Annotated in this window: 8 protein-coding genes; 5 read left to right on the forward strand and 3 right to left on the reverse strand. The window is 56.4% G+C overall.

Going from position 1 to position 19,378, the window contains the following annotated elements; translation table 11 throughout:
• Nucleotides 1–232: 232 nt before the first annotated feature.
• The 3 genes from ACQRAJ_RS00905 to ACQRAJ_RS00915 all read right to left on the reverse strand — a co-directional run bounded on the left by ACQRAJ_RS00905 (nucleotide 233) and on the right by ACQRAJ_RS00915 (nucleotide 5,662).
• A complete protein-coding gene (locus tag ACQRAJ_RS00905) occupies nucleotides 233–1,396 on the reverse strand; it encodes a phosphoglycerate dehydrogenase (protein ID WP_427747440.1) in 1,164 nt (387 codons plus the stop codon).
• A 69-nt stretch (nucleotides 1,397–1,465) separates the two neighbouring features.
• Nucleotides 1,466–2,590, reverse strand: a complete 1,125-nt coding sequence (serC, locus tag ACQRAJ_RS00910; protein ID WP_427747441.1) for a 3-phosphoserine/phosphohydroxythreonine transaminase — start codon at nucleotides 2,588–2,590, stop codon at nucleotides 1,466–1,468.
• 132 nt (nucleotides 2,591–2,722) lie between these two features.
• Nucleotides 2,723–5,662: an SNF2-related protein gene (locus ACQRAJ_RS00915; RefSeq protein ID WP_427747442.1), complete on the reverse strand. Its 2,940-nt coding sequence runs from the start codon at nucleotides 5,660–5,662 to the stop codon at nucleotides 2,723–2,725.
• Nucleotides 5,663–5,980: 318 nt separating this feature from the next.
• Between ACQRAJ_RS00915 and ACQRAJ_RS00920 the strand changes: the two genes are divergently transcribed.
• The 5 genes from ACQRAJ_RS00920 to ACQRAJ_RS00940 all read left to right on the forward strand — a co-directional run bounded on the left by ACQRAJ_RS00920 (nucleotide 5,981) and on the right by ACQRAJ_RS00940 (nucleotide 19,376).
• Nucleotides 5,981–10,666, forward strand: coding sequence for a hypothetical protein (locus ACQRAJ_RS00920; protein WP_427747443.1), 4,686 nt, complete (start codon nucleotides 5,981–5,983; stop codon nucleotides 10,664–10,666).
• 11 nt (nucleotides 10,667–10,677) lie between these two features.
• Nucleotides 10,678–11,910 carry a hypothetical protein gene (locus ACQRAJ_RS00925; protein WP_427747444.1) on the forward strand — a complete coding sequence of 411 codons (1,233 nt, stop codon included), beginning with the start codon at nucleotides 10,678–10,680 and terminating at the stop codon, nucleotides 11,908–11,910.
• Nucleotides 11,911–13,839: a DEAD/DEAH box helicase gene (locus ACQRAJ_RS00930; RefSeq protein ID WP_427747445.1), complete on the forward strand. Its 1,929-nt coding sequence runs from the start codon at nucleotides 11,911–11,913 to the stop codon at nucleotides 13,837–13,839.
• A gap of 3 nt (nucleotides 13,840–13,842) precedes the next feature.
• Nucleotides 13,843–14,805 (forward strand): hypothetical protein, encoded by a 963-nt coding sequence (locus tag ACQRAJ_RS00935; protein ID WP_427747446.1) that lies wholly within the window; start codon nucleotides 13,843–13,845, stop codon nucleotides 14,803–14,805.
• 224 nt (nucleotides 14,806–15,029) lie between these two features.
• Nucleotides 15,030–19,376, forward strand: a complete 4,347-nt coding sequence (locus tag ACQRAJ_RS00940) for a sigma factor-like helix-turn-helix DNA-binding protein (RefSeq protein WP_427747447.1) — start codon at nucleotides 15,030–15,032, stop codon at nucleotides 19,374–19,376.
• Nucleotides 19,377–19,378 lie beyond the last annotated feature (2 nt).

The raw sequence follows: 19,378 nt of genomic DNA on the forward strand, positions 1-19,378 counted from the left end.
CAGTCAACTTAAATTTGGCATATAGAGATCGATTTTTACCTACTAAAACCACTGATAAAGGTGTTTATCAAAGCAAGTGTGCTCAGCGACTTGGGCCTAACCGTCGATTATCCGAAATAACTTGTTCTGGGTAGCACTTTTCCAACCGTCGGGAACAACGAAATTCGCCCCCATTTCGTTAAAACGGGGGCGAATAGACTTCGTGGCTTGTCTGGCAGGCTTGGCGACGGCGCTACTTGATCACGCGTACGCGATACATCGACGGAATCTGCTTGAGCGCCTCGATGGTGCTGCTGTCCAGGTGCTCGTCGGTGTCGAACATGGTGTAGGCGTTCTCGCCGGCAGACTCGTTGGTCATGCGCTGCACGTTGGCGTTGTCCTTGGCCAGGATGGCCGTGATCTGGCCGATCATGTTGGGCACGTTGGCATGCAGACAGGCGATGCGGCTCGCGGCGCGCGCCTTGCCCATGCTGCAAGCGGGGTAGTTGACGCTGTGCGCGATGTTGCCGTTCTCCAGGTAATCCTTGAGCTCGCTGATGGCCATATCGGCGCAGTTGGCCTCGGCCTCGCCGGTGCCGGCGCCCGAGTGCGTGGTGATAAACGTATTGGGCATCTTGACCGTCTTGGGCGTGGCAAAGTCACAGCTAAACCAGCTGAGCTTGCCCTCGCGCAGGGCGGCGTCAACGGCGTCCTCGTCAATGATGGTCTCGCGCGCGTAGTTGATGAGCACGGCGCCCGGGGCCAGTAGGTCGATCTGCTCGGTGCTGATCATGCCGATGGTGTCGGCCTTGCTGGGCACGTGCACGGTGAGGTAGTCGCAGCCGCGGCAGAGGTCCTCGAGCGTGCCCACGCGCTGCACCTCGCGGCTCAGTACCCATGCGTGCTCGACGGAAATGAACGGATCGTAGCCGTAGACGTCCATGCCCAGATCGACGCAGGCGTTGGCGACCTTGGAGCCCACGTTGCCCAGGCCGATGACACCGATGCGCTTGCCCTTGAGCTCACGGCCCACAAAGGCCTTCTTGGCCTTCTCGGCGTCGACCTGAATCTCGGGGTCGTCGGCGTTGTCGCGCACCCAGTTCATCGACTGCACCACGCCGCGGCTCGAGAGCACCAGCATGCCCAGGACGAGCTCCTTGACGGCGTTGCTGTTGGCGCCGGGGGAGTTAAAGACGACGACGCCCTTCTTGGCGTACTCCTCGACGGGGATGTTGTTGACACCGGCGCCGCAGCGGGCGATGGCGCGGATGCCCTCGGGCAGCTCGTAGCCGTGCAGGTCGGTGGAGCGCATCAGGATGGCGTCGGCCTCCTCGGCGGTGCCCACAAACTCGTAGCCCTCGCCAAACTCGACCTTGCCGTCTTTGGTTATGTCGTCGATGGTTTTGATCTTGCGCATGAAAAACTCCTTAGCGGGTTTGTTTATAACAAGTGGTTCGAAGTGGCTGGTCGGCCCGCGGGTTGCGGGCTAGTTAGATCGCGGACTCAAACTATGCTGCGCTTCGAAGTCCTTCATGTACGAGGCCAGTGCCTTCACATCTTCCATGGTTACGGCGTTGTAGACGCTGGCGCGCATGCCGCCCACCAGGCGATGGCCCTTGACGTTTTGAATCTGGTGCACGGCCGCGCCTGCGACAAAGGCCGCGTCGAGATCGGCGTCGCCGGTGCGGAAGGTGACGTTGGCGATGGAGCGGCTGCCGGCCTGCGTGGTGCCATGGAACAGCTCGCTGTGCTCGAGCAGGTCATAGAGCAGGTTGGCCTTGGCCCAGTTGCGCTCGGCCATGGCGGCGAGTCCGCCGGTCTGCTCAACCCAGCGGAATACCTTGCCGCATACGTAGATGCCAAAGGTGTTGGGCGTGTTGAGCATGGAGCCCTTGGCGGCCTGGGTCTTAAGGTCCAGGTACTGCGGCGTCTGCGCAAAGGCGGGGCCATCGGCGATGAGGTCGTCGCGCACGATGACCACGGTCACGCCCGCGGCACCGGCGTTTTTCTGCGCGCCGGCATAGATGAGTCCGTAGCGCTCAACGTCGAGCGGCTGCGACAGGAAGCAGCTCGAGACATCGGCGACCAGCGGCACATCGCCGCAAGCGGGCAGCTCGTGGTACATGGTGCCAAAGATGGTGTTGTTCTGGCAGATGTAGACGTAGTCGAGCCCGTCGCCCGCGGCCTCGGCGGCAATGCGCGCGTTGATATTGGCCATGGTGGGAATGCGGTCGAAATTGGTGTCCTCGGAGCTCGCGAGCAGCACGGCCTCGCCGTACTTGGCGGCCTCCTTGTACGCCTTGTTGGCGAAGTTGCCGGTGACGACGTAGCCGGCGCGGCCGCGGCGCATGAGGTTCATGGGGATGCCCGCAAACTGCAGCGTGGCGCCGCCCTGCAAAAACAGGACACGGTAGTTGTCGGGGATGCTCAGCAGGCGGCGCAGGGTTGCCTCGGCGTCGTCGATAATCTGCTGGTACATGCTAGATCGATGGCTCATCTCGAGCACGGACATGCCGCAACCGCGGTAGTCCATCATCTCGTCGGCGATCTCGGCGAGCACGCTTGTAGGCAGCGCGGCCGGGCCAGCTGAGAAGTTGTGCACACGTGCCATCTTCTAGTTCCCCTCGTAGTCGTTTGAACGTTCGGGATACTTTAGCACAGTGGAGCGCCCGGCGCGACCGCATCACGGTAAAACTCGACTGCGCCGCTATGATTTACAGGATGGTTACATGGGGGAGAGGGCCTACTCCTCCGGCAAGTCCAGGTCTGCGAGCGATGGCATCAGGCTCTCCAGGCGTTTGATTTCTTCGTCGAACATGGCGTTGAGCTGTTCTTGCTTGACCTCGAGCTCGTTTTGCATGTCGGCTTCAGCGGCGGCGGACTTGTCTGCAAAGGCATTGAAGTCACCCTGCTTGCGCTCGAGGATCGACATGATGCGCTCGTCGATCGTATCCTTGCACAGCAGACGATAGACCAGTACATTGCGCGACTGGCCCATGCGGTACGCGCGCGAAATGGCCTGGTTTTCGATCGAGGGCTTGTACTGCGGCTCGCACAGCACGACGACGCTTGCCGACTGAATGTTGAGGCCCGTGCCGCCCGACTGAATCTGCGCCACCAGGACGGAGCCCGCGGGCGCCGCGTCAAACGAGTCGATAATCTGTTGGCGTTTATTGAGTGGGGTAGAGCCGCTAATGGGGCCGTAGCACGCGCTGCCAAAGGCATCCTGCACCACTCTGATGGTATCGAGGAAGAACGAAAACACCAGGACCTTGCGGTTTTCGTCCTTGGCATCGGCGACAATCTCGCGCAGGCGTTTGAGCTTGGACGAGTCGCTGGGGTCTGGGGCGTTCCACGACAGCCGTCGGACCTGCATCGGGTTTCGCATCCGCAGGGTTAGGTAGTACTGCTGGAGTTCCGAAGATCCCATCTGGCACCACTCGCTGTTTTCGATAAGGTCGGGCAGCTCCGAGAGCACGTCCTCGCGCTTGCGGCGGTAATAAACCGGTGCCAGGGCATCTCTAAACCCCGCCGAACTAAATCTGCTGGCGTATTTGCCCGCTTCACGCGCAGCCTTTTTGTTGAGATGCGACACAAGCCCGATCATCTCGTCGACCTTATTCTCGAGCGGCGTGCCCGACATAAATAACACGTGCTTAGCCTGCTTGCACAAGTTGAGCGTGTTGATGCTTCGCTTGGCGCTCGGGTTTTTAATGTAATGGGCCTCGTCGACTACGACTAGGTCGAGTTTCACTGACGGGTCCAGCTCAATATAGCTTGTGCTCTCATAGTTGGTGACGCCCACATCCAGCCCCGCCAGCCATGTCCTTGCATGGAGATCCTTCGCGGGCCCGTGGATTTTAATGCATGTAAGGTCGCTGTGCTTGTGCACCTCGCGCACCCAGTTTTCGAGAACACTAGCAGGGCAAACGACCAAGAACTTCTTGGCACCCTTGTTTTTGAGTGCGGTCATCACGGCGATAGCCTGGACCGTCTTGCCCAGACCCATCTCATCGCCCAGCAGCGCGTTGCCTTGGTGCAAGATGTAGCGGACGCCCCATGTCTGGTATGTACGGAGCTCGCACTTAAGGCCCGTGGTGTCGAACGACGTCGTTTTAATCTGGTTGGCGAGCTTCTCGGGCAGGCCATATCCGTTGGAAGTCGAAGAAAACGCCTTGGGCATCAGCTTTTCGAGTAGGCTATACACGCGGATAGGATCGGCCCCGAAGAGTTTCCACACGGTCTTTTCGTCCGGCTCGATTAGGCTCTGACTCGCATAGCCATTGACCTTCTCGAGCTCTGCGCCGTTGATAAGATCGTTGAGCTTTTCGTACGCGCCGTAAACCGTGTCGCGATCCTTGTAAAAGAGCCAGGTGTACGCATCGAGCGCCGGCAGAATCTGGCCTTGCAGCTCCGAAAGCTCTTCGGTAATGCGCGCGAGCGCAGCCTTGGCCTCGCTGAGCAGATCTTCGAGCTCAAAGTACTTATAGACTTCCTGGAGAAGTGCCGTGTCCTCTGGCTTTTTATTGTCGGGGGTCAGTTTTATCTTGCCGCTTTTGGCAAGCATGTCGACCTGCTGTTCAATGGCATCGACAATTCTGCCGGCAGCATTTTCGCTAATGCCGTTAATCTTGCTTAGTTCCCAACGCTGGCCATAGTTGTCCCAGGGCTGCCTTTCGCGCCCGCGCAATCTTCCGTACATAATCTTGCCGAGCGTTGTGTACCCGGCGTCTTTAAGGCACTTAACGCGAACGCCTGGAACTAGATCTTTAAGCATGTCGACCGATTGCTCCGAAACGTAGTGCTGAGCGTCGGCGTGGCGGACCTTGTCTACTTGTTTACGGATTTGGTTTTGGCTGCGCCTACGCTTTTCTTCCAGTTTGGTAATCGCGCGCTCGGGAATTTTGTCTTCGGCGCCATAGACCGCTGCTTCAATTTCGTTTCTGTTGGGCTTAGCGTCGGATGAGAAAAGGTTCTCGCCGGCGTCCTCGGCGATAACCCTTACGGCCCTTTGCTTGGTTTCCGGTCCAAGTGGGATGCTTGGGTCCATGCCGAGGATACTGTTCGCCTGAAGACGTCCATCTTTTATAAACTTGCTATTGGAGTTGTCCGTAAATTGCACGAGGCGCCGATACGCCGCTTCCGTCGCTTGCTTATCAGCAGCATTCAACAAAAGCCAGCGGAGCCTGCCGCAGTTTTGACTGACAAGGCTGCAGGCATCGGAAATGTCGTGGGCGTCACGTATTGCGGATTCGTAGAGTTCGGCAAGTAAGGCGGACTTATAGTAGCGGGCGGCTAAAAAGAGCGCGTCGCGCATATGGGTACTCTTCGGTTTGGGTCGATAGAGCTCGCGGATTGCGTCGGCGCATTCATTCGCCACGCGTACGAGCTTTTTAACGTGTTGGTCGTCTTCTGCAAATTCGCCACGACAGTAGAGGTCGTATGCCGTCTTGATCTTCTGATCTGCCAACTTCTTTTGCGTGCTCGCCGGTGTTTGAAGGTCGGCGATTTTAATCCGTCGAAGTTCCTTGTTTAGCGTGTCCGTTTTGGCTTGAGCGATCGCGTTCCTAAAGTTGTCGGGTCCGTATATCGTGGCCTTCGAAATAACCTCGATATCGCCCAATAGCTCCTGGGCCTTCGAGACGACGGCTTTTGCTTCGCTGGGGCTAAACGGTCTTGCCATTACGGACTCCTGAAGATGTGCGGACAAGTTGAGACGCGTGAGACGCGCGGCGCGTCCGCGCGACAGGTCCATTTTAATTGCCTTGGTGCCAAGGAAAATGAAAGGGCCTTCAGGCGTGCGCGATCGCCGTTCACCGATTAAAACTACCGCTCATCTGCATATGCACAGTTGATTTATTGCACAACAAAATGTTGCTAAACAAAAACGTTCGCAAGTGGCGTATGAAGTAATCATTGGCATAATTCTTCCTTTTTTCCAATACAGCTAGTGGGTTGTTTGGGGAATATCGGGGGTCGTTTCTGTATGGACAACAATGCTGTGAGTGCAACAAACATTTCAATGGACGTAGACGCGTACTACGAGTCGCTCATTCTGGATGCGGTCGCGCAGGCCGATACCCCACTGCACGAAGCGCTGGTGCGCTCGAGCGTGTATCGCACCATCAATGACTCATACGAACGTGCACTAGCCCAACTAGTTATAGGTGGCGAACTTTTATACGCTAACGGCGAGTACAGCATGGCGCCCGGTGCGGCCAAGGAGGTGGCGGAACTCGCAGAGGAGCCGGTGGCTGCTGATGCCATTGAGCTTGAGGCTGTTAAAAGCGAAGATGCCGAGGGCGAAAACACTGGGGACGAGGACGTTGACGGCACCGTTGTTGATGACGAAAACGTTGAGTCTGAAGAGGCTGCGCCTGAGGCCGTTGAGTGCGATGCCGAAGAGCCCGCAGCCGCAGAGCCTGAGACACTTGAGCGCGCGGCGGCGCCGTGGGCCGACGACGCCGATATTGTAGAGCCCGAAGCGGTTGAATCCGTTACTCCTGAGGGCCCTGCACCTATGGCTTTTGGTCCCATTTCGTTGCGTGCAGATTCGACCCTTGTGCAGTTGAAGGTTAATGGGCGCAGCTGGCCTATCCCTGTTGCCGTGGGTGTTTCGTATGACAAGAAGCCGGCCGACGGTCTGTCTCTCATGGGATACGAGTCGCCGACGGAGCCTGCAGAGGTGGCGGACGAGCAGCAGGAGCCGGCTCAAGTCGACCAGCAGGAGCCGGTGCAGCCTGAGTGTCCCAGGTTCACGCTGTCTTCCGAGCCGCAGCAGCTGGTTATTTCCTTCTCGGATGGCCTTGAGGCCGAGGCCGCCACCGAGCTCGAACAGCCCGCGCTTGTGCTCGAGTCTGAACTTGAACCCATTAAAGAGACCGTGACCGTCGCGGACCCCGAAGCCGAGATTGCGCCCATTTCTGAATCCGAACCAGAGCTCGAACTTGAGCCCGGCGTCATGGCTGCATCTAAGTTTGAGCCTTCCGAGGACGCCGTTAAAAAGCTCGAGCGTCCCAAGTACCTGAGCGGTTGGGACGACCCGCGCTGTGTGTTTGATACCGAGACCCAGGTTGCCTTCCTCGACAAGCATGAGATTCACGATGTGTTTTGCCTTGTGCGCAAGCTAGGCAAGGCTGAGGACGAGACCTTACGCATTGCTTTCGAAAAGCATCTTACCGCCTATGCTTTGCCGCTATCTCCGCAGTATCGCGCACAGGCGCCAGAGCTCGGCAGACTTTCGGGCAATGCGAGGCTGACATTTGACATCTATGGTAATCTGCGCAGCATTGGGCGTGATTACCGTGCCTACGCGAACATTAAAGGACCGATTAGCGAAACACTTAGCACGGTGTATACGAGTGGCGGCGCGCCGCTTTCGCTGTGGAACCTTTCGATTACTCCGGCAATTCAGCGTAAATTAAAATGGACCCTTAAAATATACGACCTGCCTACGCTGCTCACCTACAATGCTACGGCGTTACGGAGAAGCGGCCTCACATCTTCTGAGGTTGGTTCGATTATCGATGCTTTAAATGAGTGGCCATCGGGTCGTTTGCAGCTGGGAAAAACCAAAGACGAAATGGAACTTGCCCGTCTGGCTGCAATAGGGGGCTGGTATCCAGCTGCTGGCACGCCGCTCGAGCGCGTCGAGGCAGTTAACCGTCTTGTCAGGGATACCATTAACCGTCTGCAGCGCGAAGGCCTTGCCGTAAACGAGCCTTCGTTCCGTCTACTCTTTTGTACCAGGCTGGCGGGTAGGCTTGCGACGGGCACTAACGAAGAGGACGCTGTCAATTCGGCGCTCGCGAGTCTCAAAAGTGAATATCCCGCCTTTAGTGCAGCGGTAAAAACGTTTGAGCGTCTGAACTTTGAGCTGCCTCAGGATCAAGAAGATATTGAGGCCAGCAATACGGAATCTACCTGCGAAAATGCCGATTCGGCAGACGACGTTATTACGTCGGTCGATGAGGTTCAACCGGACTGCGAGGTGGATGCTCAGACGGAAGCGCTTGAAGCGCAGTCCGATGACGAGTCTGAGCAGCCGCCGGTGCAAGATCTTACGCTGGAACAGGCGCTTAAGCTTGCCGTGGGCCAGGACATTGTAAAGTTCAATAGATGGTTCACGGATCTCGCATACCAGGATCGCATCCTGATGGGCTATATGCTCATCGATGACAAGCCGGCTCGCTGGATGGATAACCTTGGCAAGTCTGCTTGGAAAATCCGCGAGCGTTACGATGCCCTTATGGCGGGGCGACCAACGTTTGACGTCGATACATTTGGTCCGCTCTTTCATACGTATAAGCTTTCCGCCAAGGAGTTTTACGGCCTAACGCAAACCGCACAGCCTGCATTCCTGTATATGAAGCGCGTATACGGACAGGGCACCATCCCGCTTAAATATGCACAGGTCGATAAGGACCTTGCGCCGTCTGTATGCGATGTGGTTCGCGCGTACTTTGCGAGCATGGAAACCGAAAACGCTGACGAACCGGCCGAGGAGAAGGCCGCGCCGGTGGAGCAGGCTGTCGCGCCGACACACGAGCCCGAGCCTGCGACCGAGCCCGAGCCCGCGCCGACACCCGAGCCCGAGCCTGCGACCGAGCCCGCGCCGACACCCGAGCCCGAGCCAGACCAGATGCCTGACCCTGCCGCTCTGGAGCCAGCTCCCGCCCCGGCCCCGGAACAGCCGGCAAAGCCCTTTACCAGCAAAATCGAAGACCTCACCGGCAAAGGTCCTATGTCTATCGAGGCGTGGCTGGCGTTGCTGCCCGCCGACGATGCCGACCTGCTGCGCTGGGTCTTTAGCGACAAGCCCCTTATGGATTACCCTCACAAGCCGGCCGGACTCGGTCCTCTGCGTCGACGTCGTGATGACCTAATCAGCAACCGTCCGCAATTGGACGAGGATCAGTTTAGTTCGTTTTACACGTGTTACGACCTTACCGTGGAGACGTTTTGCGAGATAACACAGGCGTCTCCGATGGCCTTTGGCTATCTGAAGGCCATTAAAGTCTCGAACAGGTTTAGTCTTCGCCGCGCCGCCAATGATCCGACATTGCCGCAGGAGTGGCGTGACAGGATAGCGCAACTGCACCGCCGTCCTGCCGCGGATACACTTCGAGCGCCTGTAAACATTGAAAAGGACAACGCCTCCCAGCTCGAGCAGATTGCGCGTAAAAAGCTGGGCAGCTTCTCCACGCGCGGTGCCGCGCTACGTGCCTTTGCCGAGACCGGAGCTGTTGAGGAATACCACACGCTCAAAGACATCCGCATCAAGTACCAGCGGTTTTTGGATGATAACAAGTGCGGCTTTAAACAGATGTTGGTGATGCCTTCCGAAGACACCAAGTGCCTTAACGAATTACGCGGCACCGGAAGTTTTTTGGTGGCGCGTGGCAACAAGATACGCTCCTACAAGGTCGACAGCCGCTTCACGTCCGAGTTGCGTCAGATCCTGACGCTCGCCGCCGGGCGCAATATCGAGTGCGGCACGGGTCTTATCCTGCGCGAGAACAAGGAGTTGTGCGACCTATACGACGTGCGTGATGACGAGGAGCTCTACGAGATTATCCGCACGTACGTGCGCCCGGATACGGTGCACGGTTTGCGGACGGTTGTGTCCCCCGTGATACGCTTGGGCGAGACGGATCGCAAGCGTCAGATGCTCGATGTACTGCGCGACGCGGGCACCGAGCTGTCGCGCGAGGAGTTTGCCCAGCGCTACGCGGACAAGTACTGCATAGACACGAAGACGGTTCGCAGCAACTACCTGCGCGACATGAACGCATATCTGCGCAACGATCGCTACTCGTATGTCGATGTCGACCTTTCTGCCGAGCAGCAACAATTCATCAAGGACATGGTGCCCGAAGACTACGTATCGCTGCCGTACGTCAGGGCGAGCTTTATTGCTAAGTTTGGCTCCACGTCCGGTCGTCTCATTAACGATCAGACGCTCGCGCCCCTGGGCTTGGAGGTCTCGAGGGACCTGATTATTAAAAAGGGCGTTGACCTGCGGAAATCGTTTGAAAAACTGCTTATGTCGCGCGATAGCTTTGCCTATGGGGCGCCGGGGTTTGGTGATGAAGTCATTAACCACCAGGACTTTAGGCTGGCAATAGCTCAGTTGCTACGCAACTTCACCTTTATCGAGTGTAATCACGGTTCATTTATTTCGCTCAAGCACCTAGAGGAGTCGGTGGGAATTCGACGCACAGACCTAAGCTCATATGCATATGCCGTTTCTGGTCGTACGGAGTCGGGCGTGCCATTTACAGTGGCAAGCCTGCGCAAGCAGGGCTTTGAGCACAAGCTCGATGCTGTGGCAGAGGAGTGCGGCTTTGACGATGCGTTTTTCGACTCGATTGTTGTGTACGGGCTGCCGCAAGAACAGATTAGGCGCACCCGCTTTGGCGGCACCTACATGTTCTGCCGAAAGGAAGGGAGTTTCTCCATTGCCGATGCGGTCGAATATGTCGCCAAGCAAAGGGGTCCCATTGGCGTAGACGACCTTATCGATGTGTTCCAGGACGATTACGGTGTGGTCTTTAACGCTTACGACATCATCAGGGCGGTCAAGGACAAAGACCTGTTCTACAACGAGGACCTTGACATGGTCATGCCCAACAAGGAAGCGAATGCAGCTTACCTGCGCGAGCTGTATATCAAAAACAACCAATAGGAGGAGTCAACATGAACCTGCTCGAAATGATCGGCGACGGCGTCAACATTAAGCCGACCGGTGCCAACCATAAGATTGTGATTGACGGCAAGCCCGAGATGTATCCCGTTTACAGCATTAAGCTCGAGTTCCTGCGCTATAACGTGCAAAACGACCGCATCGCCTCGTGGATTAGCCGCTATAAGGCCGAGCATGGCGAGGGTGCGTTTAATGAGCTGGACGTCGCGGCCTGCAACGACATCATTGAGGGCTTTATCGTCGACAGCAATAAGGATGCCATCGAAAAGACGCAGCGTAGCATTGCCCTGCGTTCGCAAGAGCGCCCCGGCGTGGTGCTGGCCGACGGCCTGATCGTCGACGGCAACCGCCGCTTTACCTGCCTGCGTCGTCTTGCCGCCGAAAACCCAAGCTTTGGCTGGTTTGAGGCTGTTATTCTTCCCGAGAGCCTGGGTAACGATTCCAAGAAGATCAAGATGCTGGAGCTTTCGATTCAGCATGGCGAGGAAGAGAAGGTCGGCTACGATCCCGTCGACCGCCTGGTGGGCATCTACAACGACATCATCAGCTCCAACTTGCTCTCGAAGGAAGAGTATGCCCAGTGCATTGGCGTTGAGCCCAAGGAGCTCGAGAAGGAGATTGTAAAAGCCCGCTATATGAACGAGTTCCTGGAGTTTGCCAACGCCAAGGACCAGTTCCACCTGGCGCGCGAGCTCAAGGTCGCCGGCGTTATCAACGAACTGCAGGGCGTGCTAAAAAAGTGCAAGAGCGACGATCAGGAAGAGGACGTTAAGAACATCGTCTTTGCCAACATGATTACCGAGCCGCAGGGCGACATCGTGCGCTTTGTCCGTAAGATCAAGCCGATTTTGGAGGGCCCCGATGCGGACCGCTTTATCGAGCGCGAAAACGAGCTGGCCTTTGAGGTTGCCGAGCGCCTGAAGAACAAAGAGATCGTGACCTCGACCGACATCGCCGAGATCCGCGACGATGTTCAGCTGGCGACGGCCTTCCGTGAGGTTATGGAGTCGGCCGAAAACACCACCAAGATGAACAAGGCCCTCAAGTCGCCTTCGCTCTCGATCATTCGCGCCATCAGGGATCTTGATCAGGTGGAGGAATCGACCTTTGGCTTGCTGCCTGCGGACGAGATTGCCAATATCGCCGCCGAGGTCGCCAAGCTCGAGGCGAGGGTGCATATGATCAAGGACAAGATCTCGTACAGGATGGGCGGCGAGGAAGCCTAAATGAAGCTGCGCCTCTCGTATAGCGACGGCATTTCCGTCGTGCCGCTCGACATGACGGTTGAGCAGCTGCGCCGCGAGCCGGTCTGGAAGATTCGGCTTTCGGCGTTGCGCCGCTATGCACCGAGCTATCGAGAGGCGGATGTACTCTTTCCGCTGGCGATTGACGACCCGGGCGCCAAGCGCATCGTCGAGCTGCTGCAGCGGGCGGCAAGCTTTGGCGTGGAGTGCCAGGTGGACCCCGACTTGCTGCGCGGCCTTACGGCACGTGAGGACTATCTGCGCGAGAAGGCGCGCGTGGGCCTGCTGATCAAGGCGCACGATGAATCGGTGGCCGATCGCTTTGATGAGTTCCGCCGCGCCGAGGACACCCTGATGCAGCGCCCACTTAAGGACCGCCAGCTGTGGGACGCGTTCTTTATGGGCGCCATGGGCCGCAGCGCCAACTTTTCCGTTCCCGGTTCGGGCAAGACGGCTTCGGTCCTGGGCACGTTTGCGTACCTGCGCGAGCGCGACCTGGTCGACCGCATCATCGTGCTTTCGCCTAAGAATGCCTTTGGCTCGTGGCGTGATGAATGGGCGGCTTGCTTTGGAGCCGACCGCCCGTTGCGCTCGCTGTGCTTCCACGACCCCGAGTTTCGCGGTCGTTCCACGCGCGATAAGTGCAGCACCCTGCTGTTCGACTACAAGCGCTACGACATGATTTTGCTCAACTACGAGTCAGTTGCGCTGGGGGAGGTGGCCGCTCGCATTGCTGCCGATCGCGCCCTGGTGGTGTTTGACGAGGTGCACAAGGTGAAGCGTGTGGGTGGCAAGCGCGCGGCGAGTGCCGTGCAAATTGCCGCGGCGGCTCCATATTTTATTGCACTGACGGGTACGCCGATTCCCAATTCGTTTGAGGATCTGTACAACCTGCTCCATTGTTTGTGGCCGCGCGACTACAACTGGTACTTTGGCATGAGCGCCAATGCCCTTAAGTCGACGAGTGAGGACGACGTTGAGCATATTAACGAGTCCATCGCGCCGTTCTTTTGCCGCACCAATAAGCATCAGTTGGGCGTGCCGCAGGCCAACGAGGACCATCTGGTCGATGTGCCGGTGGAACGCTGGGAGCAGCAGCTGTTCCAAAAGGTGCTGCGTACGCTTTCGGGTGAGCCGTTCGAGATGATTATTCGCCTGTTGCAGCTTTCGTCCGATCCGCGCATGCTGGCCGAGGACCTGAGCGCCGGCGACTATGCCGACCTGTTCGATGGTGAAGTGCAGACGGGGGCGGGCAAAGCGCTGGAAGGCCTGCAGGTGGATGACCGGCCCACAGCCAAGATGGTCGCCTGCCTGGACCTGGTCGAATCGCTGGTAGCCCAGGGCAAGTCAGTCATCGTGTGGTGCATCTTTAAGCGCAGCATTCGCAACGTGGTGCACGAACTGCGCGAGCGCGGCATTACGGCCCGCGCCATCAGTGGGTCGACCGATATGCCCAAGCGCGCCCGCATCATCGATTCGTTTAAGGCGGGGGAGACGAGCGTGCTGGTCACCAACCCGCACACGCTGGCAGAGTCGGTCTCGCTCCACAGCGTGTGCCATGACGCCGTCTATTTTGAGTGCAGCTACAACCTGGTGCACCTGCTGCAGTCCAAAGATCGCATTCACCGCCTGGGCCTGCCGCAAGAACAGTACACGCAGTACCACTATCTGCGCGCTGTGTACGAACGCCGTGGCGGGCCTTGGTCGCTCGACCGCAACATCTACGAGCGATTGCAGCACAAAGAGCAGGTCATGCTCGACTCGATCGACCGCGGCACGCTGGAGCCCGGCTATACCGACGAGCGCGATCTGGAGCTGGTGTTTAAGGGCCTGTTCGATGACGAGGAACAGCGGAACGAGATCAACGACCACGACGCCGCGGACGATACGCAAGGACGCAAGGAGATGTAAACGATGCAGAAAGCCTTTCCCATCTTTGCCATGGAGCTGTTTTGCGACGGCTGGCTGTTTTTGACGCATTCCGATGTGACGTGGGATGGGTCGTCGCACGCCGTTAAGCGTATTCGTATCAATGCTGACAAAAGTGAGCGGCTCCTGAGCCATGCGCGCGAGCACTTTACGGATGTTCCGAGCAACATCGATTTGTGCCAATACGTCGGTGCCACGTTAGAAGAGCTCGAGAAGCATGCCGAGCCGGTTGTTCCCCGCGACGATGTTTCGCCCCGCCTGCAGTTGCTCTTTGAGGGCGACTTGACGCCCATTACACTGGTGCAGCTGATGTGCGTGGGCGACTGGCTTTCGGTGCGTCAAGGCAATGAGGGCGAGATCCACGTTACCTACGACGAGCGTCTGGCTCAGCAGATTTCTGGGTTCGGCCTGTTTATGGCGAGCTTTGTCGAGTCGCTTTGCTCGCAGAGCACGATGTTGAGCGACGGATCGGTTGCCACGGTGTTCGAGGCAAGGCCGGCAACGGAGCCGGGCATATGCGCGTTTTTGGAGATGGGTGATGCGGTTTCCGCGGAGCCCGAATCCGAGGAGGCGCTCGACGTTGAACAGGAGCCCGAGCCTGAACCTGAGCCAGAGCCTGTATCGGAAGTCGCCCCTACGCCCTCTGCAAAAGAGCAGGAAAAGCTGCGCATCGCAAGGGAGGTAAAGACCGCGCGCGACAAGATGGAAGAGCTCGACAAGGCACGTGTTGCTTTGCTCAACCAGCTGCTTGTGCTGCGCCATAAGCATGAGCAGCTTTCCAATCAACGTGGTTGGAATACGATAGTCGAGATGGGGGAAATCGGCAGGCAGATCGATGCGCTGAGCGGTCAGGTCGACCAGCTCGACGAACAGCTCCGCGACGCGCGCCTTGCCTACGCCGAGACGCGCGCAGCGTCCATACAAGCACTTAGAGAACTGGGCCAATAGTGTGCATCCCTTGGGGCTCCGCGTATTCGTTCGTGTTGTTTTGATTGGACCGCTGCGGTCGTAGTGCTATGGCTACCGCTCGCACTTGTTACTCAACAAATGATGAGGCAGGCGGGGTAAGTTATTTCAAATAAGCAGCGAAAGCGGGGCAAGGAAGGTTGGGCCAAGTTCGAGACGTCTTGGTGAAGATCAAGTAAGACGCTTGCGGAGGAGCGTGTTGAGATATGGAAGAATATATGATTGGTGAACTGACGGAGACAACTTCGAACGTGGTACACGATTCTCATGAGATTCTCTTGGGGCAAGCCTTGCCGGTTGCGAGCAATAGTTCGCCGAACAAACTCTTCGAGGGCTCCGTTTATGCAGATGACACCATAAGCTGTCTAGTTTTTCCTACACGCTTTTTGAATTACTGTGGCAGGGAGGGTGTCGATAACGTCGCGGGAATCGTCTCCAAGCTGGACAAGCTCGATGGTGTTCGCGGCATGGGCGCCGGTTCGGCTCAAGAAGTCCGTGAGCTCTTGTTTGCGGCGGCTGGGCTTTGTGATTCTCCGCTTTCGTCGGTCCAGCTAGGTGTTTTGCGCAGCGTCTCTTCTTGTCGCAAGCTCTCCTTTGATATGTACGGATGCCTTATCGTTCTGCCGATTCAAAAACAGAGCGAATCGGATCCGTTGGCTAATCGCCTTATTGTTAACTTGCATTTGCCTGATCCCGTTAAACGACGTTTGGAACTTAACGGTATCGAGAACGTTGGTGCGCTCAATTCTTGTGGATTGGAGGGGTTGGAAAAAATCCCCCATTTAGGAAAAACGTCAATCAAGAAAATCGTCGACGCGGTATCGGACCTCTATTCTTCTTCGGATGCCCCTCTTCCCGATTGGTGCGGGGGTCCTGTTGAGCAAATTGATGTGAGCGATTATCTGGAATCGCTGGGCGTCGATGTGCGTCGTGTGCTCGATGAACTCTGGAATCGTCTTGTTGATCGGTCTTATCCGTTGTTTCGTTCGTCCTTTGCCGTATTTATGGGTGAGAAGGCCCGCGCGTTGATTGAAGACGGTCATTCCAGCGATAGAGCTGTGTCGACGCTTTTTGATGAGATTGAGAAGGATTCGAAGACGCTTGTCTCGTGTGAGCATTTCCTTGTGAGCGAAATCAATCGTCAGCGAGAGAATATCGGCGGTTCCTTTGTCGAGTTTATGGTTCCTGATGGTGAGGTTTGGGATAGTGCCGCTTCCAGCGTCGTAAGCCGTTTTGAGGGGACGATAGATTTCGACTATGATGCGCGATTGATTAGGACGCATCGGTATTCAATTGACGAATGGCTTGCTCAATTGGATGAGCGCCAAGCAAGCATGCTTAGGATGCGGTTTGAAGGCTCAACGCTTCAGGAAGTTGGTGACGAGCTTTCGGTTACGCGAGAGCGCGTACGCCAGGTCTGTGACAAGGCGTTCGATAAACGTCCTGCCCTGAGGGCTGATGAATATCGTTTGCTAACGGATCGGTACGCCATGAGTCCGAGCCAGTTTGTAGTGATAACCGGTCTTGACGAGGCTGACTATCATTATCTGAAGATGACTTCGAAAACCAAGGCTTCCCAGCTTCGTCCGCTATCTCAGGCGCTTGATGACACGGATTTGTCGTCCGAGCTGCGTGACGCTCTTGCCGACCAAGCCATGTTCGACGATATCCTTGTCGTCGATGGCGTTCGCGTGCCACTCAATAAGGGTGCTATCGTTTCGTATATTTTAAAGTCGCACCAATCCGATGGGCCCATGAGTGAGCATGGTCTTTTCGAGCTCTATTGCTCGTTTATCGCCTCAAACAATCTTTCGAATGTGTCGAAACTCGACCCAACGTCCGAGCGTGCTTTTTGCGCATGCCTTGACCGTTTCGACGACGTTATGGACGCACGCGTTCCCAATGATGATGCCGGTGAGCGCGGGGGCGTTCGCTATTACAAGGCATCGGGCTATGATTTCGCGCCGCTTCGCGCTGCTGTTGCATCGATTTCGGGCATGAACATAGAATGCTCAACGGCACTCCTTACAACGCTTGACCCTATCGCCAGGCTTCTTGAGGCGTTTGATATTCAAAACGAATACGAGTTGCACTACGTTCTCTCGCGTTGGTGCGCCCCAATTGAGAACGTGACGTTTTCTCGCGTTCCTATGTTGACGCTGGGCCACGCCGATCGAACCGTTCAGATTCTCGGGGTCATAAAAGACATCGGTCCGGCGGATATCTTCGAGATCTCTCAAGAGTATGCGCGCCGCTATGGTGTTCGAGAGTCTACCTTTAGGGGTAGCTTTCTCAACGGGTTCGAGCGCTATTGTAGGAACGGGCTCTATTCGGTTGAATCGATTGATTTGAGCGATGAGCAGGAGCATGCTCTTGGTGAGATTCTTGAGCGCGCTACTTCCGGATGTTCCGTAGCGATGGTCGAGTCCGAGTTTAGGCGCATCTACCCTGAATGGCACGGTGCCCTTTTAACCGATGAAGTCGCGAGGACGTTTGGGCGACGTCTTGACGGTGGAATCATCATGGTCGCTTCCGAGGACTCGCATGTTTTCTTTGCTCAGCTGATTGCTAAACATGACCGTTTCCGGTTGGGAGAGGGGGATTTTTCCCAAGAGGTTATCTCGGCCAAGGATTTTGTATCTGAACTCCGCAAGGCCGAGCGTTCGTTCTCGATTATTGAGATTGCCGATGGGGAGTATCTGAGCATCCGTGCGTTTGAAAATGCACCACATCCCGTTGATGCAGATATGATGCGAGCTTGTTTGAGCGCAGCAATCGAAAAGATGGAGCCTAGGAAACCATATGGGACGAAGGACTTAAGGGGGCTTGGTGTCTTCGATGTGCTGGTGAACACGATGGAAGACCTTGGTCTTGACGACTATGTTCTGCGCTCAATCATGATGCAGGGCTATGTCGGCGGTCATCTAAAGCGCACGTCGATAAAGGGCGTGCCGGTATTCTGTAAGGGCGTTCGCACCTTCTCGGTTCCCAATTTGATGGTGTGGCTGCTTGAGCGCTGCGGTTCTATGACCGTTGGCGACATGTCGGCGCTTATCTACGATGGCTACGGGGCAAGTTTCTTACCGACAACGCTTAGAACCTACGCTAAGGGAAATGGCATCGGTTTCGATCCTCTGCATGATCTGCTCTTCTCTCGTGCGCCCTTGGATTCCGAGTCTCGCGCAAGCGCTGTCTCTGAGCAGCTGTCTGCCTTTTTCGATGCAACCAACGGTTCTGTTCTGCTCTGGCACGATACCTCACGTGCTTACGCGGGGATTCTGGATAGCATCGAACTTCCCGAAGATGTCGTTCTGATTCGCGAAGATAGGCTGGGATGTTCCCAGGCGCTTCGCGAGATCAATAATCTTGGGCTTGACGAGCGCGCGCTATTTTATCGGACATCGCCCCATATCGTTGATTCCCGTGACTGGTTTGTTGATATCGAGGCACACGCGGAGACCTTCCATCCAGTGTTCAGCGGTGTCGAGGAGCAGTTAGTGTCGAGTCAAATCGACGCTAAGCCCAATACTGTTTTCACCGATGGTGATGGTGCGTGGCTTGAAGACCGCATTGAGTCTGATGCTGAGCTTGTCGAGGGGACGGAGACGGTATTCGCGCCCGAGCTTGAACCTGAGAATGAAATCGAGCGCGAGCTCGCGATTGAGACCGAGGTTAAGCCGGGGCCTGATGCCTCGCCGGCATCGACGTCAGAAGCATCGGTTGCGACCGAAGTGGCAATTAATCCCGAGCAAGTCCCTGGGCTAAAGGCTTCGCCGAATTTACCTCGTCTTGAGGAGCCCTGGTATCCCATCGAACAATTTGCGCTGCTTGCCGGCTGTGCGCCTACCGATGCCTTCAAGATCGAGTATTTTGCATACCAGGCGCGGTACACGGTTTACTCAGATTGTGCATTCTCAAGTTCATTCGAGAGCCTGTATGAGTGCTATCTCTCGCTTATGAAGGGTGCAGTTGTTGATGTCTCCTCTTTGCCGAGCGTCTTAGCCGAGTGCGCCTCATTTAAACAGTTTGTTTATCGGGCATTGCGACAGGGCGACCTATTTGCGTACGACGATTCGAGCTGGGTTACTCAGGCTGGCTTGGCTGACCTTGAGATTACTACGAGGGACTTGTATGAGTTCGCTGAAGGGGCCGTCAGCCATGGCGCTGAAGACGGCATGCCGTACTTTACGGTGCCGTGGCTTAAGCGCAAGGTATCGAACCTTTCGCTTCTTGAGTATGAGCTGTCCGACAGGTTTTACGAAAGCGTCTTGTCGGCTCAAGACGAGCTGTTGGCATCCGGAACCATGGCTGGTGTGAAGTTCTTTGCGCCGCGAGGATATTCTATGAAGGGGTGTGATTTCATTTGTTCGATTGTTGCGCGCGAGGTGTCGATTGATTTGGACGATTTGGTTGATGACCTCGAGCATGATTACGGCATCGTCATGACTCGAGCTCAATTGTCCCATCTTGTCCGTAAAGCTGGGCTGTTCTATTCACCTGAGTTCGATCGTGTCTATATCGATCATGAACGTTTCGTTTTGGAAGTGGAGTAACG

It is taken from the genome of Collinsella sp. SGI.184 (genome assembly GCF_050313415.1).
Taxonomy (GTDB): Bacteria; Actinomycetota; Coriobacteriia; order Coriobacteriales; family Coriobacteriaceae; genus Collinsella.

Coding starts and splice junctions, on each gene's coding strand:
- ACQRAJ_RS00930 (WP_427747445.1), top strand. CDS start 11,911: ATGAAGCTGCGCCTCTCGTATAGCGACGGCATTTCCGTCGTGCCGCTC.
- serC (WP_427747441.1), bottom strand. CDS start 2,590: ATGGCACGTGTGCACAACTTCTCAGCTGGCCCGGCCGCGCTGCCTACA.
- ACQRAJ_RS00940 (WP_427747447.1), top strand. CDS start 15,030: ATGGAAGAATATATGATTGGTGAACTGACGGAGACAACTTCGAACGTG.
- ACQRAJ_RS00915 (WP_427747442.1), bottom strand. CDS start 5,662: ATGGCAAGACCGTTTAGCCCCAGCGAAGCAAAAGCCGTCGTCTCGAAG.
- ACQRAJ_RS00905 (WP_427747440.1), bottom strand. CDS start 1,396: ATGCGCAAGATCAAAACCATCGACGACATAACCAAAGACGGCAAGGTC.
- ACQRAJ_RS00935 (WP_427747446.1), top strand. CDS start 13,843: ATGCAGAAAGCCTTTCCCATCTTTGCCATGGAGCTGTTTTGCGACGGC.
- ACQRAJ_RS00925 (WP_427747444.1), top strand. CDS start 10,678: ATGAACCTGCTCGAAATGATCGGCGACGGCGTCAACATTAAGCCGACC.